Source organism: Streptomyces sp. PL-29, assembly GCF_058344425.1.
The window spans coordinates 2,763,468-2,783,654 of the sequence record NZ_CP136996.1; the positions used below are offsets into that span (position 1 = coordinate 2,763,468).

Here is a 20,187-nt window from a genome sequence, read left to right on the forward strand (position 1 = left end):
CGTGCAAGGGGAAGGAATCTCGGTGCCGACAGCGGACAGCACGGGCGGAGGTCCGGGCGACCTCCCCGCAGGGCGTGCCGGCGCCTCGCCCGGTGCGGCCGTTTCGGCCCATGGCACGCCCGACGGACGGACCGTCGGACCGGCCGGACGTCCCCCGGCCCCCGTGGTCGCCTCGCTGATGCTCGGCATGGCCCTCGTCGCCCTCGACAGCACCGTCGTCGCCACCGCCGTCCCCCAGATCGTCGGCGACCTCGGCGGCTTCTCCGTCTTCTCCTGGCTCTTCTCCGGCTACCTGCTCGCCGTCACCGTCACCCTGCCGGTCTACGGCAAACTGTCCGACACCTTCGGCCGCAAGCCCGTGCTGCTCTTCGGCATCGGCCTCTTCCTCCTGGGCTCACTGCTGTGCGCGTCCGCCTGGAACATGGCCGCCCTCATCGCCTTCCGGATCGTCCAGGGCCTCGGCGGCGGCGCCCTCCAGGGCACCGTCCAGACCCTGGCCGCCGACCTGTACCCGCTGAGGGAGCGCCCGAGGATCCAGGCCCGCATGTCCGGCGTCTGGGCCGCCTCGGCCGTGGCCGGCCCCGCCCTCGGCGGCCTGCTCGCCTCCTCCGCCCACTGGCGGTGGATCTTCCTGATCAACCTGCCGCTGGCCGCCCTCGCCCTGTGGATGATCACCCGTCACCTGACCGAGCCCGTCCGCTCACCCGGCCGCCGCGGCCCCGTCGACTGGGCGGGCGCCCTCGGCGTCTTCTGCTGCGGCGGACTCCTCCTCTTCGCCCTCGTCCAGGGCGGGGTCGCCTGGCCCTGGCTGTCGGCGCCCTCCCTGGGACTGCTCGGCGCGAGCGCCGTCGCGGCCGTGGTGGTCGTCCGGGTGGAACGGCGGGCCGAGGAACCGGTGCTGCCCGGCTGGGTGTGGCGCCGGCGCACCCTCGCAGCCGTCAACCTGGCCATGGGCGCCCTGGGCCTGCTGATGGTCGCCCCGATGGTCTTCATGCCGACCTACGCCCAGTCCGTGCTCGGCCTCGGACCTGTCGGCGCCGGACTCGTCATGTCCGTGATGACCCTCAGCTGGCCCGTCACCGCCGCCCTGAGCCAGCACGTCTACCGGCGCATCGGCTTCCGCGACACCGCGGCCGTCGGCATCGCCCTGGCCGCGGCCGTGCTCGGCTCCTTCACCCTGCTCCCCCACCCCGCCCGGCCCTGGCAGCCGGCGCTGATCATGCTGCTGCTCGGCGCCGCCCTCGGCCTCTTCCAGCTCCCGCTGATCGTCGGCGTCCAGTCCACCGTCGGCTGGGCCGAACGCGGCACCACCACCGCCTCGGTGCTCTTCTGCCGTCAGGTCGGCCAGAGCGTGGGCGCCGCCCTGCTCGCCGCCGTCGCCAACGCCACCGTCGCCGCCCGTCTGGCCGACGCCCCCGTACCGGGGCTCCCGCGCCACCTCGACGACGTGGCCGAGGCCCTGGCACACCCGGGCCTGCTCCCCGGGGCCGCCGCCGACCATCTGCGCGAAGCCGTGGCCGCCGCCGTGGAGCACATCTTCCTCGGCGCGACGGCCGCCGCCGTGGCCGCGCTCCTCGTCCTGCTCCTGCTGGCGCCCCGCCGGTTCCCGGTCCTGCCGGAACTGCGCGACGAGTAGCCGGAGAACCGCCTTGTCATGGCCAGGGCAGCGGGCGACCCTCGTACGCAGCACCGTCATCCGGGGGAGACCATGGCATCCGCACTGTACGCACTGCTGTTACTGGCCGCGCTGGCCGGCCCGATCGGCCTGCGGCTGCGCACCAGCCCGGCCTTCGTCACCGGCCGCGACGGCCGGCTCTCCACCTCGACCGCGCTCGCCCTGGCGTGGACGGTGATCCTGGTCTGGCTGCTGCTCGCCATCCTCGGCTACGGCCTCACCGCGGGCGGCGGCGTGAGCTGGTTCCGCGGCTCGGACGGCCCGCTGTCCACACTGGCCACGGTGTACCTGCCGCTGCTCGGCGGCCCGTACGTGGCGATGATCGCCGCCAAGACCGTCGTCGGCCTGCGCGTGGAACGCGGCAGCCTCGCCAAACCGGCCGCCCCGCCGACCCGGTCGGGCCGCCGGCCGCTGCGGGAGCTCATCGCGAACGACAGCGGACGCACCGACCTCGTCGACCTCCAGTACGTCGCCTTCAGCGCGGTCACGATGCTCTACGTCGTCCTCTTCTTCCTCGCCGACGTGGGTGCGGGCCTCCCCCGCCTCCCCGAGGAAATCTGGGCCCTGACGGGCGCACCGGCCGGCGCCTACCTCGTCAACAAGCTGGCCACCCGGGCCAACCCGGTCATCACCGCGGCCTCGGTCTCCGGCGACCGCCTCACGGTCGAGGGCGGCGGCTTCACCGAAGCCCGCCTCACCCTCGACGACACCCCGCTGGACGCACGCCCCGACCCTCTGACCGGCGCCCTGACGGCCACCCTCCCGCCGTCGGCGAAACCACCCTTCACCCTGGTGGTCACAGCCCGCGGCCTGCGCAGCGACCCGTACCGCTACGAGGGCCCCACCGTCCCGGCACTGCCCGCCGCGGACCGCTAGGGGCGTGGTGCGGCCCGACCACGGCGACGCGGCGACGGTCTCAGCCCTCCGCCGGGGCCCGCCCCGTCAGCGCCGACAGACTGGCCCGCACATGTGCCATGTGCGCCCGCATCTCCTCCTGCGCCTCCGCATGCTCCCGCAGCACCCGCTCCGTCTCCCGCGCGATCCGTTCCTGGGCCACCCGCGCCTGTGCCACCAGCTCCGCCGCCCGCGCCTCCGCGTCCTCCTGACCGTGCCGCGCGGCCTCCTCCGCCTGCGCGTGCGCCCGCCGCGCCTCCGCCAGCCCGGACTCCGCATGCCGCTCCGACTCCGCGTGGCGCGCCTCCAGTTCCGCCCCCTGCACCGCCAATGCGCGGTCCGCCGCCTCCCAGCGCTCCCCCTGCTCCCGCTCGCGCTCCACCCGCGCCGCCTCCGCCCGCCGCCGCACCTGCGCCAGCACCGCCGCCGCGTCCGCCCGCCACGCGGCCGCGTCCTGGCGCGCCCCGGCCCGCAGGTCGTCTGCCTCCCGCTCCGCCCGCAACAGCCCCTGTCGCGCCCGGACCTCGGTCTGCCCGCGCACCGCCTCCGCATCGCCCCGCGCCAGTTCCGCCACCCGCTCGGCACGCGCCCCGGCTGCCTCCAGCGTCGCGGACGCGTCCGCCCGCGCCTCCGCCCGTACGGCCTCGGCCTCCTCCTCCGCCAGCAGCAGGATCCGTCGGGCGCGTTCGCCCAGCTCGTCGTACGTCTGCGGGGCGAGCCCGGCCACCAGCTCACGCAGCCGCGCCGCCTCCGCCTCCATCTGCTTGGCCAGGACCGTCAGCCGCGCCACCCGCTCCCAGGCCTCGTCACGGCTCCCGGAGAGCCGGGCGAGATACCGGTCGACCTCTTCCATGCGGTAGCCACGACCTCGCACGGTCGCCATGGGTGCACTCATCCTGGATGCGCCTCTCTCGCGGGGATTCCCGTCAAGGATGCGCCATTTTGACCCCTGAAGCCCGAATGGCCGGGCCGAGCCCCCTCCGAGGGTCCCGACCCGGCCACTCACCGGATCACGCGACCACGCGATCCGGCGGACGTCACAACAACCCGTCCCACATCTGCTCCAGCAGCACTGACCACCAGCTCTCCGGCGACGCCAGCGCCGCGCTGTCGAGCCCCGCCAGATTCGCCTGGAAATCGACGGTCCAGCGGCCCGCCTGCTCCGGCGTCAGATGCTGCCGCAACCGCCACATGTGACCCAGCATCGCCATCGAACGCACGAACTGCGGCAGGCTGGAGTTCACGAACTGCGGCGGCACCGGAGCACCGCCCGGACCGCCCTCCACCGGCACCGCCACGATGTGCGCGGTCCCGTACTGCACGCACAGCGCCTTGCCGAAATCACTACCGATGACCAGGTACGAGCCCGCGTCCGACGCCGGCTGCACCTGCCGCTGCGCCGCCAGCTCGGCCAGCGTCGGCACCGGCTGCCCCGGCACCGCCTGCGCCCAGAAGAACGGCCCGAAATCGACCGGCAGTCCCGCCCACATCAGCGTCTGCGCCACGATCTCCGGCACACCCTGGCGGGACACCGCCCGCTGGTCGAAACGGAACACGCCCTGCGGACCGAACGCCGCCGCCAGCTCCTGCCCGATCGCCTCCAAGGGAATCGCCGGCTGCAGCGGAACCTGCGGCAGCGGCGCACGCACCGGCGCGGGGCGCGCCGGACCGTCGGCGACCTGGTGCAGTTCGCCCTGGTGGGTGAGCAGGTGCCGCATGCCCTGCTGCCGGCCCGCGTGGTCCTGCCCGTACGGAGCCACGCTGGTGATCCGCACCTGCGGCCACGTCTCCCGGATCATGCGGGCGCAGTACCCGCCGGGCAGCTCACAGGACTCCAGCTCGGTGTGCAGCTCCAGGACCTGCTGCGGCGGCACGTTCATCGCGCGCAGCTCGTAGAGGATCTGCCACTCCGGGTGCGGGGTGCCGGGCGCCGAGCGGCGGATGAGCTGCTGCTCGGAACCGTCGGGCGCACGGTAGCGCAGGACCGCCTGGTAGCCGGGGCCGACCGTGGGCGCACCCGTCGGGGCCTGCGGCTGCCCCGCGGGCGCGCCGGGCGGCGGACCGGGGGGACCGGGGGGCTGCGGTACGCCGGGACCCGCGAGCATCGTCGCGGCGTGGTGGGCTCCGTCACCGGGTGCACCCGGTGCACCGGGCCCGCCGGGAACACCGGGCGCTCCCGGCGGGCCGGGAGGCTGCGACGCACCCGCACCGGGGACGCCGGGCGGACCCGGAGGCGCCGGCGGCTGACCCGTCACCGCAGGACCCGCCAACATCGTCGCCGCATGATCCAACCCACGCCCCAACGACCCCGGAACCCCCGGCGGACCAGGAGGCGCCGGCGGACCAGAAGGCCCAGAAGACTGCGACCCACCCGCACCCGGAACCCCCGGCGGACCCGGAGGCGCCGGCGGCTGACCCGTCACCGCAGGACCCGCCAACATCGTCGCCGCATGATCCAACCCACGCCCCAACGACCCCGGAACCCCCGGCGGACCAGGAGGCGCCGGCAGACCAGAAGGCCCAGAAGACTGCGACCCACCCGCACCCGGAACCCCCGGCGGACCCGGAGGCGCCGGCGGCTGACCCGTCACCGCAGGACCCGCCAACATCGTCGCCGCATGATCCAACCCACGCCCCAACGACCCCGGAACCCCCGGCGGACCAGGAGGCGCCGGCGGACCAGAAGGCCCGGAAGGCGCAGCAGGCCGGGACGCGGCCGAGTCCCCTTCCGCGTCCGGCCGCGAGACCGGGGCCTTGTCCGTCGGCGCGTCCGCGATCTCCTGCGGCGAAGACCCCAGCGCGGGCACGACGGCGGTCCTCGGCAGCTGGCTGCCGCCCGGCATCAGGGTCGTCTTCGCCTCGGAGGCCCCGGACGACCGCGGCGCGTCTTCCAGGTCCGACCCGGACAGCGGTGGCGCGAACACGGTCGCCGGCAGCGGCACGGATGCCTCGTCCGAGCCGGAGTTCACATCGGTACCCGCCCACGGCGTGGCCCCGGTCGGCACGGCCGCCGCCGTCGCCGGTACACCGTCACTGGCCGTCGGCTCGTACGGGATCTCGCCCCCGCGCCGCAACGGCACCGCGTCCGCGGCGCCCGGAGCCGCCGCCGAACCGGACTCTTCCGGTGCGGATGCCGCATCGGCGTCGGACACCGGACCAGCACCCGCCCCCGCATCGGTGGCGGCGGGCGCCGCCGGAGCCGCGGAGGAGCCGGACGACGGCACCGAAGCCGCGGCCGGCCGGGGCGCGATCCCCGCCCGGTCCGCCGCCTCCTGCAACCACTCCGGCGGACTCAGCATGAACGACGTCTGCTCCGAGTCGATCCGCGGCGGCGGAACGGAAGCCTCCGAAGCCGCGGCCGATGCCACGGCCCCGTACTCCTCCTCGTACCGGCGGATCACCTCGCCCACCGGCAGTCCCGGCCACAACGTCACCTCACCGCTGTCCCGGGCGATGACCAGCCGCTGCCGGCCGCCCCCCGACACCGGACCCGCCGCGCGGTCCTCCGCCCACACCACGAACCCGAGCCCGAACTCCCGTACCCGCACCTCCCGGTGCTGGTACGCGGGCACGTCCCCGTTGATCCACTCCTCGGCGCGCTCCTGCGCCTGCGCAAACGTCACCACCGCGCCGTCACCCTTCATCCGAACCGGCACGCGCCACCGGAACCGAACGTGCGAATCCGCCGTCCACCATCAGACCGGCCACCGTCTCCAGTTCCGGCGGGTTGCCCGCCAACCGCTCCAGAAAGGCGTCGAAATCAACGCCGCACGGCAGCAACAGCCGCTCCACACGCTCCTGGACCGACCATCCGTCCCGGTCGCGGGCGTCGTCGTACGGGGAGAACCACACCGATCCGGTGCCCTCGCCCCGTACCTTCAGCGCGAGCAGCCCGCCTTGCGCGAAGCCCACGCACAGGTAGTCCTTCGTCAGGTGGTCGCGCAGGCACTTGTTGACGTAGACGAGGTCGTTGACCGCCGCCTCCTCACGCACCGTGAAGAACGGCTGGTCCACCAACAGGCCCAGGTCCACGTCCAGGCCGGCGCCCACCGGCGCGCAGCCGCCCGCCGCCTTCAGGAACGAGCGGTAGGCCTCCGGCAGCCGATAGCCGAGGTCCTCCTCGACACCCTGCACCTGGCTCTCGGACACCGACACCACGGACTTCGGGAGCCCCATGTGCACCGGACGCACCTCCTGCAACGGCCGCGTCCCGCGCTTCTCGTGGTCCACCGGAGCCGTCGCCAGACCCGCGTGATGCCGCAGCAGCGCCTTCACCTCGACCGGGACCAGCTCCATGCGCCGCGAACCCGCAACGTGGTGCCAGGTCCAGCCGTGCGGGGTCGCCACCGGACCGACGGTGTCCCACAACGCGTGCCCCGCGGCCTTCATCGCCGCGTTCGCGGACACGTAGTCCGTCAGCCTCAACTCGTCCACGCCGAAACCCTCGGGCGGTTCGGCGATCTCCACCGCCGCACGCGCGTAGGCGGAGAAGTCCGGATGCCCGGCGCCGTCCATCCGCACTCCGTGGGGATGCCGAGCTGCCCGGACCGGGTCCGGGAAATGCACGACCTGCCCCGAGTAAGCGGCGTTGGGTGGCGCGGCCTGCTGCCCGAGCCGACCTGTCGTCATGGCGGTAGCCCCCTGCTGGATCTGGCTGGTTCACCACAGCCTATGCGCTGGGGCAAGAGGCTCCCCTGCCCGCGACCCGCACACCAGCCCGACGGTCAGGAACATCCGAATTGATACGAAAATTCGACCCCGCTTCCGTATGACAGATGACATTTGGCAGGCTGTCCCCGCAGCACGGGGGCGTGCGCGAAAGCGGTCACCACCGCCGCCACGGGAGGGAAAGCGCGACCATGCAGAACACGGCAACACGTACGGAACCGGGCGACGGCACCGCCGACGCGGCCGGCTCGCCCGCCGAAGCGGGCGGCCACACCGGCGACCCCCGCCTGCGCTGGAGCAGCAGCGACGGCCGGCCCACCCCACCCGTCCTGCGCTTCCGCCGGGACGGCATCCTGCCCACCGTCGCCGCCGCGCTGTCCGTGCGCGGCGAGACCCTCACCGGCACCGCCGGCAAGGGCGACCAGGCACCCGCGCTCCACCCCCTCGTCCAGGATTTCCTGGACACCCTGACCAGCGGCCAGCGCGAACGTTTCACCGGACGGTGCCCCGAAGCGATACTGCTCTCCCGCCACCTGTCCGCCGTCGAGGCCGCCCGCTCCCGGCGCGCCTCCCGCAAGCCCCTCTCGCCCGGCGAGGCCCGCCGCTCCCTCAAGCACGCAAAGATCACCGCCCGGCGCATCCGCGAGGACGGCGACCCCCTCCACGGCAGCTACGCACCCCCCTGCCGCTCCTGCGACGCCCTCCTCGCCCACTTCGGCGTACGTCCCGTCGACCTCACCCCAGCCGAGTAGCCATGACCACCACCTCCGCTTCCTACGACCGCTCCTCGACCACCCGCTTCCCGGCCGCGGTGGACTCCGCGCTGCGGACCGCCGGCTGGGAACCGGGCCGCTGGGACGCCAAGCAGGCCGAGTACTGGGCCGACGCCCTCCGCGACCACACCACCCCCGCCGGCCACCGGCACACGGTCTTCCCCGCAGCCGTCGAGGCCTGGGCGGAGTTCGGCGGCCTCACCGTCACCGCCCGCGGACCCGGCCGGCAGATCGCCCCGACCCCGGTACGGATCGACCCCCTCACCGGGCTGCACCTCGCACGCACCTTCGCCGACCTGGGGCGGGCCCTGTCCACTCAGCTCTGCCCCCTCGGCGTCGAGGCCGACGGGGGGTCCCACCTCGCCCTCGACCGCGAAGGCCGCGTCTACGGCATCGACCACACCGGCGACTGGTACCTCGGCTCCACGCTCGACGAGGCCCTGACCCTGCTCCTGACCGGCCTCCAGCCGACACGCCTCACCACGGCGCCGTAACCCCACGCTGCGGCCCTCCACCGTGCGCTGCACCACATGGGACACCGCGAACCGGTACACCTTCCGGCCAGGGCACTAGCGGAGCGGGAGGACTGCCGAGACGCGGAAGCCACCCGCGTCCGTCGGACCGGACACGAACACGCCGCCCAGCCCGAGCACCCGTTCCCGCATGCCGACCAGCCCGTTCCCGCCGCTCGGCAGCCCCACCGCGTCGGCCTGCCCCTCGCACGGCCCGTTCTCCACCTGCATCGCCACCTCGCCCTGCCGGTGCGCCAGCCGCACGACGACCCGCGCCCCCGGAGCGTGCTTGTGGCAGTTGGTGAGCGCCTCCTGCACCACCCGGTACGCCGTCTGCTCCACCTCCGCCGCGTACGCCGCCCCCTCGCCCTGCACGACCATCTCGACGGCCATCCCGGCCGCCCGCGACTGGCCGACCAACGCCTCGATCTCCTCCAGCGAAGGACCCTCGTCCGCGCCGCCCACGAGCGCCACCGGCACCACCGGCGCCACCGGACCCACCGGCGCGGCGGTGGCCGCCACGGCCGCCTTCGGCGGCGCCGCCCGCAGCACGCCGAGCATCTCCCGCAGCTCCGTCAGCGCCTGCCGCCCCATGTCCCCCACCAGCGCCGCGTTCTTCGCCGCCCGTGCGGGATCCTTGACCGCCACCGCCTCCAGCGCGGCCGCATGCACGACCATCAGCGATACCCGGTGCGCGACCACGTCGTGCATCTCCCGCGCGATTCGGGTCCGCTCCTCGGTGCGCGCCCACTCGGCCCGCTCCTCGGCCCGGTCCGCCAGCAGGGAAAGCTCCCGTTCCAGCGAGTCGGCCCGCTCCTGCAGGCTCTCCATCAACCGGCGCCGGGCCCCGACGTAGAGCCCCAGCAGCACCGGCGGCACGGTCAGCGTCACCGCGACGAACCCGGACAGCGCGACCACGAACGCTGGACCGACCTCCACGTCCCCCCGCGTCTTCAGGTACATCACGACGAAGGTCGCGACCATCGACATCGAGGCGAGCGCGGCCGTGATCCGCCGGGGCACCTCCGACGAGGCGAGCGAGTACAGGCCCGCCAAAGAGAGCAGGAACCCCATTTCGGCCGGCGCCACGGCGATCCCCACCAGCACCACCGCGATCGGCCAGCGCCGCCGCAGCACCAGCGTGGACCCCACCACGGCGCCGAACAGCACGCCGACGGCCACCGGGATCCCCGCGTCGTGGGCGAAGGACACCCCCTCCCACGCGCACTCCGCAGCGGACACGCCGGCCAACGCCACGTCCATCACGGCATCCCGGCGCCGCGCCCACCACAAAGGCGGCGCGGCACGGCCTTCCACTTCCCCCGTACTGGTCATGCCGTCCAGCGTACGCAGGCGTCCCTCCAGACCACCGACAGAATTCCGGCGGACGGCACGCGGTCGCGGACGCGAGCGAACCACCCGCATCATGAGACTCGAGTCCCGCATTCCGGACGACGATCGAGGGCGTGACCGGGATCCCGCGCCGCCCCGGCGACGACGCGCTCCCCCCTCTCCGGAAGAACACCGGGGCGGAGTACCGGGGATGCCCGATCGTCCGCGTGTCCGCAGGTTGCGCGTTGTACCGTCGCATTGAGGGCGCCGGGTGCGGCATAGTGGGGTCCGCGGATTGAACCAAGTGACGAAATGTCCGGTTCACTCACATTGACTATCCCCTGTGGTGTAATTGGCAACACGGGTCACTTTGGATGATTTGTTCCAGGTTCGAGCCCTGGCAGGGGAGCCACAACGCCTTCGGGTCCTGACCGCAGAGGTCGGGACCCGTCCTCGTTTCACGGCGTTGACGCCCCGGTATCCTTCACGGGTCCACTCCCGAAGCCGAAGGGCACACCCGTGAGCGCCAACCGCCCGGCAGCCGTCGTCGTACTCGCAGCGGGTGAGGGCACCCGCATGAAGTCGGCCACACCGAAGGTCCTGCACGAGATCTGCGGGCGCTCGCTCGTCGGTCACGTCGTCGCCGCCTCCCGCGAGCTGGACCCCGAACACCTCGTCGTGGTCGTCGGGCACGCCCGGGAACAGGTCACCGCGCACCTCGCCGGCATCGACGCCGACGTCCGCACCGCGATCCAGTACGAGCAGAACGGCACCGGCCACGCCGTCCGGATGGCCCTCGAAGAGCTCGGCGGGCCGGTCGACGGCACCGTGATCGTCGTCTGCGGCGACACCCCGCTACTGACCGGGGAGACCCTGGACCGGCTGGCGCGGACGCACGCCGCCGACGGCAACGCCGTCACCGTACTCACCGCCGAGGTGCCGGACGCCACCGGCTACGGCCGCATCGTCCGCGACGCCGGCGGCGCGGTGACCGCGATCGTCGAGCACAAGGACGCCACCGACTCCCAGCGCGCGATCCGCGAGATCAACTCGGGCGTCTTCGCCTTCGACGGCGCTCTGCTGGCCGATGCGCTCGGCAAGGTCCGCACCGACAACAGCCAGGGCGAGGAGTACCTCACCGACGTCCTCGGCATCCTGCGCGAGGCCGGGCACCGAGTCGGCGCGGCCGTGGGCAGCGACCACCGCCAGATCCTGGGGATCAACAACCGCGTGCAGCTCGCGGAGGCCCGTGCCCTGCTGAACGCGCGCCTGCTGGAGCAGGCGATGCTCGCGGGCGTGACGATCGTCGACCCGGCCGGCACCTTCGTGGACGTGACGGTGACCTTCGGGCAGGACGCGGTCGTGCACCCCGGCACGCAGCTCCTGGGGGCCACGCACATCGCCGAGGGTGCCGAGGTGGGCCCCAACACGCGCCTGCGGGACACCCGGGTCGGCGCGGGCGCCCGCGTAGACAACACGGTGGCCGAGAGCGCGGTCGTGGGCCCGCACGCGAGCGTGGGACCGTTCGCGTACCTGCGTCCGGGCACCACGCTCGGGGCGAAGGCCAAGGCCGGCACGTACGTCGAGATGAAGAACGCGACGATCGGCGAGGGCACCAAGGTGCCGCACCTGTCGTACGTGGGCGACGCGACGATCGGCGAGTACACGAACATCGGCGCGGCGAGCGTCTTCGTGAACTACGACGGCGAGCACAAGCACCACACCACGGTCGGCTCGCACTGCAAGACGGGTTCGGACAACATGTTTGTGGCACCCGTCACCATCGGGGACGGGGCCTACACGGCCGCCGGGTCCGTGATCACGAAGGACGTACCGCCCGGTGCGCTGGCCGTGGCCCGTGGCCAGCAGCGGAATATCGAGGGCTGGGTCGCCCGCAAGCGTCCGGGAAGTGCCGCCGCCACGGCTGCGCAGTCGGCGGCCTCGGAGGACTCCGGGCGCCCTTGAGGTGAACCGACCGGAAACAGGTACGTCTCGAACGGCGTACCGTGGTAGCCGCACGCAATTCGGCTGGCTCACCGTGTGCGGGACGGACGCACACGGGGGCGAGCAGCTTCAACACGTCTGAGGAGACAGTGCTGTGACCGGGATCAAGACGACCGGCGAGAAGAAGCTGATGCTCTTCTCCGGCCGCGCCCACCCCGAGCTGGCCGAGGAGGTCGCGCACCAGCTGGGAGTCGGCCTCGTGCCGACCAAGGCTTTCGACTTCGCGAACGGTGAGATCTACGTCCGCTTCCAGGAGTCGGCGCGTGGCGCGGACTGCTTCCTGATCCAGAGCCACACGGCTCCGATCAACAAGTGGATCATGGAGCAGCTGATCATGATCGACGCGCTGAAGCGCGCGTCGGCGCGTTCCATCACCGTGATCATCCCGTCCTACGGGTACGCCCGCCAGGACAAGAAGCACAAGGGCCGCGAGCCGATCTCGGCGCGTCTGGTGGCGGACCTGCTCAAGACCTCGGGCGCGGACCGCATCCTGACGGTCGACCTGCACACGGACCAGATCCAGGGCTTCTTCGACGGCCCGGTGGACCACCTCTCGGCGCTGAACGTGCTCGCGGACTACGTGGGCACGAAGGTGGACCGCACGAAGCTGACGGTCGTGTCCCCGGACGCCGGCCGCGTGCGGGTGGCGGACCGCTGGTGCGACCGGCTGGACGCGCCGCTGGCGATCGTGCACAAGCGCCGCGACAAGGACGTCGCCAACCAGGTGACCGTCCACGAGGTCGTCGGTGAGGTCAAGGGGCGGGTCTGCGTCCTGGTCGACGACATGATCGACACCGGTGGCACGATCTGCGCCGCGGCCGAGGCGCTGTTCGCGCACGGTGCGGAGGACGTGATCGTGACGGCGACGCACGGCATCCTGTCGGGTCCCGCGGCCGACCGCCTGAAGAACTCGAAGGTGAGCGAGTTCGTCTTCACGAACACGCTGCCGGACCCGTCGGACCTGGAGCTCGACAAGATCACGGTGCTGTCGATCGCCCCGATGATCGCGCGTGCGGTGCGTGAGGTCTTCGAGGACGGTTCGGTGACGAGCCTGTTCGAGGAGCAGCAGTAGCAGCAGGAGCGGTCGCCGCGTAGATCCTTTTGAAGTGCGGCCTTCCCGCCGGGTAGACTCATGAAGTTGCTCGGCGAGGGAGGCCGCACTTTCGTGTGCGGGCACTCCGTTATCGACGCGCTCTTCGTAGCAGGCCGTTTCGGCCGGGTGACTCCAGTTCCGTTTTCCGTCACCCCACGAGGAGTGAGCATGTCCGAGGTCAAGCTTTCCGCCACCCTGCGCGACACCTTCGGCAAGGGCTCTGCCCGCCAGGCCCGCCGCGACGCCCTGACCCCGGGTGTCATCTACGGCCACGGCACGGCCCCGAAGCACGTCAACGTCGAGGCCCACGGCCTGATGATGGCGCTGAAGACCCCGAACGTCCTGCTCTCCCTGGACATCGCGGGCGACGGCACCGAGCTGGTCATCCCGAAGGCCGTGCAGCGCCACCCGCTGAAGCCGGTCATCAACCACGTCGACTTCCTGATCGTCAAGAAGGGCGAGAAGGTCACCGTCGAGGTTCCGGTCGTGACCGAGGGCGAGCTGGCTGCCGGTGGCAACCTGCTGGAGACCCTGCTGACCTCGGTCTCCGTCGAGACCGAGGCCACCCACATCCCGACCGAGATCACCGTCTCGATCGCGGGCCTGGAGGCCGGTGCGACCGTGCACGCCTCCGACCTGAAGCTGCCGGCGGGCACCAGCCTGGCCGTCGACGGCGAGACCGCCGTCCTGCAGGTCGTCGCCCCGCAGGCCGAGGAGCCGGCCGCCGAGGCCGAGGCCACCGAGGCCTGAGCCTCGCCCCCCGCTCTCAGCAGTTGCTGACCGACCGCCGTCCGGCTCCACTGGAGCGGGACGGCGGTCGTCTTCGTTCTAGGCGGTAAGGAGCTTTTGATGTCGGACGACGCGGCGCCCTGGCTGATCGTGGGTCTGGGCAATCCGGGTGCGGAGTACGCCGGGAACCGACACAACATCGGGTTCATGGTGGTCGATCTGCTGGCGGAGCGGATCGGCGGGAAGTTCAAGGCGCACAGGGCGCGGGCGCAGGTGGTCGAGGGCCGGATGGGTCCGCCGGGGCCGGCGAACCGGCGGGTGGTGCTCGCCAAGCCGATGTCGTTCATGAATCTTTCGGGTGGGCCGGTGACGGCCCTGCGGGACTTCTACAAGGTGCCGTTGGAGCGGATCGTGGCGGTGCACGACGAGCTGGACATCGACTATCCGACGCTGCGTCTGAAACTGGGCGGCGGGGACAACGGGCACAACGGTCTGAAGTCGATGACCAAGTCGATGGGTGCGGACTACCACCGGGTGCGGTGCGGCATCGGGCGGCCGCCGGGCCGGATGCAGGTCGCGGACTTCGTGCTGAAGGACTTCTCGTCCACGGAGCGCAAGGAGCTGGACTGGTTCGTGGACCGGGCGGCGGACGCGGTGGAGTGCCTGGTCTCGGAGGGTCTGGAGCGCGCGCAGTCGGCGTACAACGGGTAGCGGTTCCGGCATCTTCACATAGGACAAGCGGCCCGGAGCGGGTCGGACCATAGCAAAGATAGACATCTGGCTCTTGACCGGGGCGGCGTCGCGTCAGCATGCTGGCGCCGTCGGCCTCCACCTCGGCCTCGACCTCGGCCAGTGCCAGTGCGTCGGCCTCGGCGTCGACCTCGGCGAGCACGAGCGCAGGCCCGTCGTCCTCGGCGAGCACATCGCCCTCCTCGTCCGCGTCCTCCCCCGCTCCTTCCGCGTCGACCCCGGCCTCCGGCGGTACGACCGGGGGCGACCTGGCGAAGACCGGTTCGGACGCCCCGGTCGGGCTGCTCGCCGCGATGGCGGCGGCGTTGGTCGCGGCCGGCGCCTTCCTGATGGTCCGCCGTCGCCGCTCGGGCGCCCAGGGCTGAGCCCCGTAGTACGAGGCTGACGAAAGGGGGTCCCCCGCGCCGGTGGGCGCGGGGGACCCCCTTTCGGGTACGTACGGCGACCGGGTCAGCCGGTGTTGCGCAGGCCTGCGGCGACGCCGTTGACGGTGAGGAGCAGGGCCCGGGAGAGGAGCGGGTCGGCTTCCTCGCCGCGGGCGGCGGCGGCGCGCTGGCGGGCCAGGAGGGAGACCTGGAGGTAGGAGATGGGGTCGAGGTAGGCGTCGCGTACGGCGAAGGTCTGCTGGAGCACGGGGTGGGAGTCGAGGAGCTGCTCGCCTCCGGTGATGCGCAGGACCTCGCGGACGGTGAGCTCGTGCTCGGCCTCGATGCGGGTGAAGACGTGCCTCAGGTGGTCGGGGACGAGGGTGTCGACGTAGTGGCGGGCGATCCGCAGGTCGGTCTTGGCCAGTGTCATCTCGACGTTGGACAGGAAGTTGCGGAAGAAGTGCCAGCGTTCGCCCATCTCGGTGAGGGCGTCCTCGTGGCCGGCCTCCCGCAGGGCCTTGAGGCCGGAGCCGACGCCGTACCAGCCGGGGACGATCTGGCGGGACTGGGTCCAGCCGAAGACCCACGGGATGGCGCGCAGGCCGTCGAGGCCGGCTCCGGAGTCGGGGCGGCGGGAGGGCCGGGAGCCGAGGTGGAGGTCGGCGAGCTGGTCGACGGGGGTGGCGGCGAAGAAGTAGGCGGGCAGGTCGGGGTCTTCGACGAGTGCGCGGTAGGCGGCGTGGGCGGCGTCGGAGACGGTGTCCATCGCCGCGTCCCAGCGGGCGAGGGCTTCGTCGGACTGGCGGGGCGCGGTGTGCAGGGCGGAGGCCTGCAGGGTGGCGGCGACGGTCAGTTCGAGGTTCTCGCGGGCGAGGGAGGGCACGAGGTACTTGTCGGAGATGACCTCGCCCTGTTCGGTGACCTTGATCTCGCCTTCGAGGGTGCCCCAGGGCTGGGCGAGGATCGCGTCGTGGGAGGGGCCGCCACCGCGGCCGACGGTGCCGCCGCGGCCGTGGAAGAGGCGCAGCCGGACGCCGTAGCGGTGGGCGACGTCGCGCAGCCGGCGCTGGGCGCGGTGGATCTCCCACTGGCTGGTGGTGATGCCGCCGAACTTGGAGGAGTCGGAGTAGCCGAGCATGACCTCCTGGACGTCGCCGCGGAGGGAGACCAGGCGCCGGTAGGAGGGGTCGGCGAGCATGTCGTCGAGGATGACGTCGGCCGCGCGGAGCTCGTCGGTGGTCTCCAGGAGCGGGACGATGCCGATCCTGGCCCAGCCGGCGTGGAGGTCGAGGAGGCCGGCTTCGCGGGCGAGGACGGCGGCGGCGAAGACGTCGTCGGCGCCCTGGCACATCGAGATGATGTAGGACTCGATGACCTCGGGGCCGAACTTCTCGAAGGCGTCCTTGACGGCGGCGAAGACGCCGAGGGTCTTGGCGCCGGCGGCGTCGAGGGGTGCCGGGGTGGGGGCCAGCGGGCGGCGGGAGCGGAGTTCCTTGGCGAGGAGCTTCTGGCGGTAGTCGCGCGGCATGTCGGCGTAGCGCCAGGACTCCTCGCCGAGCCGGTCGAAGAGCTGGCCGAGGGCGTGGTGGTGGGCGTCGGCGTGTTCGCGTACGTCCATGGTGGCGAGCTGCAGGCCGAAGGCGGCGAGGGTGCGGATGGTGCGGTCCATGTGGCCGTCCGCGAAGAGGCCGCCGCGGTGCTCGCGCAGGGAGGTCTGGATGAGGGTGAGGTCGGTGAGGAGCTCGGAGGTGCCGAGGTAGTCGCGGCCTTCCTCGTGGGGGATGCCCTTGGCGAGGCGCTCGCGGGTGTTGAGGAGCTTCTGGCGGATGCAGGTGGCCTTGAGCCGGTAGGGCTCTTCGGCGTTGAGCCGCTTGTAGCGGGGGCTGATCTCGGGGAGGCGTTCGAGGTCGGCCTGGAGGGAGGCGAGGAGTTCCTCGGTGGCTCCGGTGTAGCGGATGGAGTTGGACAGCAGGCCGCGCAGGAAGTCGACGAGTTCGAGGGCGTCGGTGATGCCGTGTTCGTGCTGGAGGATCAGCACGTCGCGGGTGACGTCGGGGGTGACGTTGGGGTTGCCGTCGCGGTCGCCGCCGATCCAGGTGCCGAAGGTGAGGGGGCGGGTGCCGGCGGGCAGTTCGATGCCGACGCGGCGCAGTTCGGCGGCGAGGTCCTCCAGGACGTCGCCGACGGCGCCGGCGTGGAGTTCGTCGAGGTAGTAGATGGCGTTGCGGGCCTCGTCGGCGGGCTCGGGGCGGACGACGCGGAGCTCGTCGGTCTGCCAGACGAGGTCGATGTTCTCGGCGAGGCGCAGGTCGTGGCGGCGGCGGTCGCCGGCGCCGGTGACGGGTTCCTCCAGGAGGGCCGCGATGCGGCGCAGCTTGTTGAGGACGCTGCGGCGGGCCGCCTCGGTGGGGTGCGCGGTGAAGACGGGACGGACGTTGAGGTTCTTGACCGTTTCGCGCAGGTGCTCGGGGTCGGCGTCCTTGAGCATGTCGGCGGTGCGGGCGAGGAGGCCGCCCTCGGTGGCGCGGTGGGCGCGCAGTTCCTTGCCGCGGTGGACCTGCTCGGTGATGTTGGCGAGGTGGAAGTAGGTGGAGAAGGCGCGGACGAGCTTGGCGGCGGTCTCCAGGTCGGTGTCGCCGAGGAGGGCTGCGGCGGCTTCACCGTCGGTGCGGGTGAGGGCTCGGACGCGTTCGACGAGGTCGAGCAGGTCCTGGCCTTCCTGGCGTACGAGGGTCTCCCCGAGGAGGTCGCCGAGGCGGCGGATGTCCGCGCGCAGTTCCGCGTTGGCGGTGGCGGCCGGGGTGACGGGGGCCTGCTGGGTGGCCAGGGGGGCCTTGTCAGCACTGCTCACAGGTGCGGCTCCTTGCAGTGTTCGAGCGCTACTGGGCGGTGGGCTCCCGGCCGTGCGCGGCGTGGCCCCTTCCGGACTCCGTCCGGGGGACCGCCGCCCTTGAGGTGTGGCTCGGGCTGCCCGTGCGGACCGCGCTGTCCGACGGGGAACAGGATAGGTGTCCGATGCGTGTGCCTGGGCAAACGTCTCACTGGCCGAGTCGCCGGGGGTTCGGCGGCCGGTGGGGGGCGCGGCTGCGCTCCGGTTGTCCTGGTCGCGCTCCTCTTGTCCGGGGCCCGGGCTTTGCCATACTTACGATGCCGTAGGTTACGGGCCCGTAGGGTCTGCGTGACCGGCGTGCCTGCCGACTTCCCTCACCCCCCAGGGGACACACCCATGACCACAAGTCCCGATCTGATCGAGGGTGCCTCCGCGCCCTCGCAGACTCCTGTGCCGTCCGCGACGCTGGGCGGCGAGAACAAGCGGTCGATCGAGCAGGTCGCCCTGCTGCTGTTCATCACCGTTCCCTTCGTGGCGCTGCTGGCGGCGGTGCCGCTGGCCTGGGGCTGGGGGGTGAGCTGGCTGGACCTGGGCCTGATGGTGTTCATGTACTTCCTGGCCTGCCACGGGATCACCATCGGGTTCCACCGCTATTTCACGCACGGTTCCTTCAAGGCGAAGCGGCCGCTGAGGATCGTGCTCGCGGTGATGGGGTCGATGGCGGTGGAGGGTCCGCTGGTGCGGTGGGTCGCGGACCACCGCAAGCACCACAAGTTCTCGGACCACGAAGGTGACCCGCATTCGCCCTGGCGGTTCGGTGAGACGGTGCCGGCGCTGATGAAGGGCCTGTGGTGGGCTCACATCGGGTGGCTGTTCGACGAGGAGCAGACGGATCAGCAGAAGTACGCCCCTGATCTGATCAAGGATCCGGCGATCCGGCGCATCTCGCGGGACTTCATCTGGTGGACGATCTTCTCCCTGGCGCTTCCGCCGCTGGTGGGAGGGCTGGTGACGATGTCGTGGTGGGGGGCGTTCACGGCGTTCTTCTGGGGTTCTCTGGTGCGGGTGGCGCTGTTGCACCATGTGACGTGGTCGATCAATTCGATCTGTCACGCCGTGGGCAAGCGGCCGTTCAGGTCGCGGGACCGGTCCGGCAACGTGTGGTGGCTGGCGGTGCTGTCGTGCGGTGAGTCGTGGCACAACCTGCACCACGCGGATCCGACGTCGGCGCGCCACGGTGTGCTGCGGGGGCAGGTGGATTCGAGTGCGCGACTGATCCGCTGGTTCGAGCAGCTGGGGTGGGCCACGGACGTCCGGTGGCCGTCGGCGTCCCGGATCGATGCCCGGCGCAGGGAAAACCGGCCGAACGCGGCATGATGGGGAACGTGGCGATCGACGGTGGTTCCAGCAGCGACAAGCCCAGGCGTGGCCGCCGGGTCCGGATGACGGGCGCGGAGCGGCGCCAGCAATTGCTGGACATCGGCCGGACCCTGTTCGCGGAGAAGGGCTTCGAGGGCACGTCGGTGGAGGAGATCGCGGCGAAGGCCGGGGTGTCCAAGCCGGTGGTGTACGAGCACTTCGGCGGCAAGGAGGGGCTGTACGCGGTCGTCGTGGACCGGGAGATGCGCCAGCTGCTGGACGGGGTGACGGGGGCCCTGACGGCCGGGCATCCGCGGGAGCTGCTGGAGCAGGCGGCGTTCGCGCTGCTGGACTACATCGAGTCGTACACGGACGGTTTCCGGATTCTGGTGCGCGACTCCCCGGTCGCGCAGTCGACGGGTACGTTCGCGTCGCTGATCAGCGACATCGCCACGCAGGTGGAGGACATCTTGGGGCTGGAGTTCAAGGCCCGGGGCTTCGATCCGAAGCTGGCTCCGCTGTACGCGCAGGCGCTGGTCGGGATGGTGGCGCTGACGGGGCAGTGGTGGCTGGATGTGCGCCGGCCGAAGAAGGCCGAGGTGGCGGCGCATCTGGTGAACCTGGCGTGGCACGGGCTGGACGGGCTGGAGTCGAAGCCGCAGCTGGTGGGCCGCCGCAAGAGCTAGGGATTTCCCTGCGGACCGGGGCCGCGACCGGGACCGGATCCGGTGAGGCCCGCCCCTGGGGGTACGACGGCGCCTCGTCACCGGTGATCCGGTGACGAGGCGCCGTCGTGTCGTGCGGTGGTGCCTACCGGTCGGGCGTGCCGTCCGTGCCCGTGTCGAAGGGTTCCAGGAACTCCAGCCGGTTACCGACGGGGTCCTCGGAGTAGAAGCGGTGGTGGCCCGGGAGGTTCTCGTCCCAGACGACCTTGGCGCCCCGCTCCTCCAGTCTGCGCGCGTACTCCGCGATGCCGGTGACCCTCAGTCCGGGGTGCGCCTTGCGGGCGGGCCGGAAGTCCTGCTCGACGCCGAGGTGCAGCTGTACGGGGCCGGCGGCGAACCAGCAACCTCCGCGGGCGGCGAGGACGGGCGGTTTGGGGATCTCGGTCATGCCCAGGACATCGGCGTAGTAGGCGCGGAGCCGGTCCTCCGAGTCCGGCGGCGCGGCGAGTTGGACGTGGTCGACTGCGGTGAGCAT

At 72.2% G+C, this 20,187-nt stretch carries 17 protein-coding genes and 1 tRNA gene; 12 read left to right on the forward strand and 6 right to left on the reverse strand.

The features are described from left to right. The first annotated feature begins 22 nt into the window (after window positions 1-22). Both R4Z63_RS12530 and R4Z63_RS12535 read left to right on the forward strand, forming a co-directional pair. On the forward strand, window positions 23-1,636 hold the full coding sequence (locus R4Z63_RS12530) for an MFS transporter (protein ID WP_384448022.1): 1,614 nt from the start codon (window positions 23-25) through the stop codon (window positions 1,634-1,636). 72 nt (window positions 1,637-1,708) lie between these two features. Continuing rightward, the gene (locus R4Z63_RS12535) at window positions 1,709-2,551 is read left to right on the forward strand and encodes a hypothetical protein (protein ID WP_384448025.1); all 843 of its coding nucleotides are present in this window, start codon (window positions 1,709-1,711) and stop codon (window positions 2,549-2,551) included. 40 nt (window positions 2,552-2,591) lie between these two features. On the opposite strand, the gene R4Z63_RS12540 is transcribed toward R4Z63_RS12535, so the two are convergent. The 3 genes from R4Z63_RS12540 to R4Z63_RS12550 all read right to left on the reverse strand — a co-directional run bounded on the left by R4Z63_RS12540 (window position 2,592) and on the right by R4Z63_RS12550 (window position 7,198). Continuing rightward, window positions 2,592-3,452 carry a DivIVA domain-containing protein gene (locus tag R4Z63_RS12540; RefSeq protein ID WP_384448028.1) on the reverse strand — a complete coding sequence of 287 codons (861 nt, stop codon included), beginning with the start codon at window positions 3,450-3,452 and terminating at the stop codon, window positions 2,592-2,594. A gap of 154 nt (window positions 3,453-3,606) precedes the next feature. After that, a complete protein-coding gene (locus tag R4Z63_RS12545; RefSeq protein WP_491522539.1) occupies window positions 3,607-6,195 on the reverse strand; it encodes an SUKH-4 family immunity protein in 2,589 nt (862 codons plus the stop codon). A 7-nt stretch (window positions 6,196-6,202) separates the two neighbouring features. Next, the gene (locus R4Z63_RS12550) at window positions 6,203-7,198 is read right to left on the reverse strand and encodes an SMI1/KNR4 family protein (protein WP_078556797.1); all 996 of its coding nucleotides are present in this window, start codon (window positions 7,196-7,198) and stop codon (window positions 6,203-6,205) included. Between the two features lie 230 nt (window positions 7,199-7,428). Between R4Z63_RS12550 and R4Z63_RS12555 the strand changes: the two genes are divergently transcribed. Beyond that, a complete protein-coding gene (locus R4Z63_RS12555; RefSeq protein WP_384448034.1) occupies window positions 7,429-7,989 on the forward strand; it encodes a YwqJ-related putative deaminase in 561 nt (186 codons plus the stop codon). Window positions 7,990-7,991: 2 nt separating this feature from the next. Further along, on the forward strand, window positions 7,992-8,504 hold the full coding sequence (locus R4Z63_RS12560) for an SUKH-3 domain-containing protein (protein WP_384448037.1): 513 nt from the start codon (window positions 7,992-7,994) through the stop codon (window positions 8,502-8,504). A 75-nt stretch (window positions 8,505-8,579) separates the two neighbouring features. On the opposite strand, the gene R4Z63_RS12565 is transcribed toward R4Z63_RS12560, so the two are convergent. Next, a complete protein-coding gene (locus R4Z63_RS12565) occupies window positions 8,580-9,857 on the reverse strand; it encodes a sensor histidine kinase (RefSeq protein WP_384448040.1) in 1,278 nt (425 codons plus the stop codon). A gap of 334 nt (window positions 9,858-10,191) precedes the next feature. Here R4Z63_RS12565 and R4Z63_RS12570 point away from each other — a divergent pair. The 6 genes from R4Z63_RS12570 (at window position 10,192) to R4Z63_RS12595 (ending at window position 14,795) form a co-directional block, all read left to right on the forward strand. Then, window positions 10,192-10,266, forward strand: a tRNA-Gln gene (locus R4Z63_RS12570). A 107-nt stretch (window positions 10,267-10,373) separates the two neighbouring features. Next, a complete protein-coding gene (glmU, locus tag R4Z63_RS12575; RefSeq protein WP_037925198.1) occupies window positions 10,374-11,819 on the forward strand; it encodes a bifunctional UDP-N-acetylglucosamine diphosphorylase/glucosamine-1-phosphate N-acetyltransferase GlmU in 1,446 nt (481 codons plus the stop codon). 133 nt (window positions 11,820-11,952) lie between these two features. Then, window positions 11,953-12,930, forward strand: a complete 978-nt coding sequence (locus R4Z63_RS12580) for a ribose-phosphate diphosphokinase (protein WP_037925196.1) — start codon at window positions 11,953-11,955, stop codon at window positions 12,928-12,930. A 189-nt stretch (window positions 12,931-13,119) separates the two neighbouring features. Then, window positions 13,120-13,701, forward strand: coding sequence for a 50S ribosomal protein L25/general stress protein Ctc (locus tag R4Z63_RS12585; RefSeq protein ID WP_384448044.1), 582 nt, complete (start codon window positions 13,120-13,122; stop codon window positions 13,699-13,701). A 99-nt stretch (window positions 13,702-13,800) separates the two neighbouring features. Next, window positions 13,801-14,391, forward strand: coding sequence for an aminoacyl-tRNA hydrolase (gene pth, locus R4Z63_RS12590; protein ID WP_384448046.1), 591 nt, complete (start codon window positions 13,801-13,803; stop codon window positions 14,389-14,391). A 98-nt stretch (window positions 14,392-14,489) separates the two neighbouring features. After that, a complete protein-coding gene (locus R4Z63_RS12595; RefSeq protein ID WP_384448049.1) occupies window positions 14,490-14,795 on the forward strand; it encodes an LAVTG motif-containing sortase-dependent surface protein in 306 nt (101 codons plus the stop codon). 85 nt (window positions 14,796-14,880) lie between these two features. Here the strand turns inward: R4Z63_RS12595 and ppc are convergent, their stop codons facing one another. Beyond that, window positions 14,881-17,649 carry a phosphoenolpyruvate carboxylase gene (gene ppc / locus R4Z63_RS12600; RefSeq protein ID WP_052031121.1) on the reverse strand — a complete coding sequence of 923 codons (2,769 nt, stop codon included), beginning with the start codon at window positions 17,647-17,649 and terminating at the stop codon, window positions 14,881-14,883. Between the two features lie 375 nt (window positions 17,650-18,024). Here ppc and R4Z63_RS12605 point away from each other — a divergent pair, with 375 nt between their 5' ends. Continuing rightward, a complete protein-coding gene (locus R4Z63_RS12605; RefSeq protein WP_384456590.1) occupies window positions 18,025-19,005 on the forward strand; it encodes an acyl-CoA desaturase in 981 nt (326 codons plus the stop codon). Next, window positions 19,005-19,673 (forward strand): TetR/AcrR family transcriptional regulator, encoded by a 669-nt coding sequence (locus R4Z63_RS12610; RefSeq protein ID WP_236647765.1) that lies wholly within the window; start codon window positions 19,005-19,007, stop codon window positions 19,671-19,673. The genes R4Z63_RS12605 and R4Z63_RS12610 overlap by 1 nt, the downstream gene beginning before the upstream one ends. Before the next feature lie 124 nt (window positions 19,674-19,797). Here R4Z63_RS12610 and R4Z63_RS12615 read toward each other — a convergent pair whose 3' ends face one another. Then, complete coding sequence (locus tag R4Z63_RS12615) at window positions 19,798-20,187, reverse strand: VOC family protein (protein WP_384450147.1); 390 nt, start codon at window positions 20,185-20,187, stop codon at window positions 19,798-19,800.

What these genes read in the sequence shown, in the direction of transcription:
- R4Z63_RS12535 (WP_384448025.1), top strand. Translation starts at nt 1,709, where the DNA reads ATGGCATCCGCACTGTACGCACTGCTGTTACTGGCCGCGCTGGCCGGC.
- R4Z63_RS12540 (WP_384448028.1), bottom strand. Translation starts at nt 3,452, where the DNA reads ATGGCGACCGTGCGAGGTCGTGGCTACCGCATGGAAGAGGTCGACCGG.
- R4Z63_RS12550 (WP_078556797.1), bottom strand. Translation starts at nt 7,198, where the DNA reads ATGACGACAGGTCGGCTCGGGCAGCAGGCCGCGCCACCCAACGCCGCT.
- R4Z63_RS12555 (WP_384448034.1), top strand. Translation starts at nt 7,429, where the DNA reads ATGCAGAACACGGCAACACGTACGGAACCGGGCGACGGCACCGCCGAC.
- R4Z63_RS12560 (WP_384448037.1), top strand. Translation starts at nt 7,992, where the DNA reads ATGACCACCACCTCCGCTTCCTACGACCGCTCCTCGACCACCCGCTTC.
- R4Z63_RS12565 (WP_384448040.1), bottom strand. Translation starts at nt 9,857, where the DNA reads ATGACCAGTACGGGGGAAGTGGAAGGCCGTGCCGCGCCGCCTTTGTGG.
- R4Z63_RS12585 (WP_384448044.1), top strand. Translation starts at nt 13,120, where the DNA reads ATGTCCGAGGTCAAGCTTTCCGCCACCCTGCGCGACACCTTCGGCAAG.
- pth (WP_384448046.1), top strand. Translation starts at nt 13,801, where the DNA reads ATGTCGGACGACGCGGCGCCCTGGCTGATCGTGGGTCTGGGCAATCCG.
- R4Z63_RS12595 (WP_384448049.1), top strand. Translation starts at nt 14,490, where the DNA reads ATGCTGGCGCCGTCGGCCTCCACCTCGGCCTCGACCTCGGCCAGTGCC.
- R4Z63_RS12605 (WP_384456590.1), top strand. Translation starts at nt 18,025, where the DNA reads ATGACCACAAGTCCCGATCTGATCGAGGGTGCCTCCGCGCCCTCGCAG.
- R4Z63_RS12610 (WP_236647765.1), top strand. Translation starts at nt 19,005, where the DNA reads ATGGGGAACGTGGCGATCGACGGTGGTTCCAGCAGCGACAAGCCCAGG.
- R4Z63_RS12615 (WP_384450147.1), bottom strand. Translation starts at nt 20,187, where the DNA reads ATGCTCACCGCAGTCGACCACGTCCAACTCGCCGCGCCGCCGGACTCG.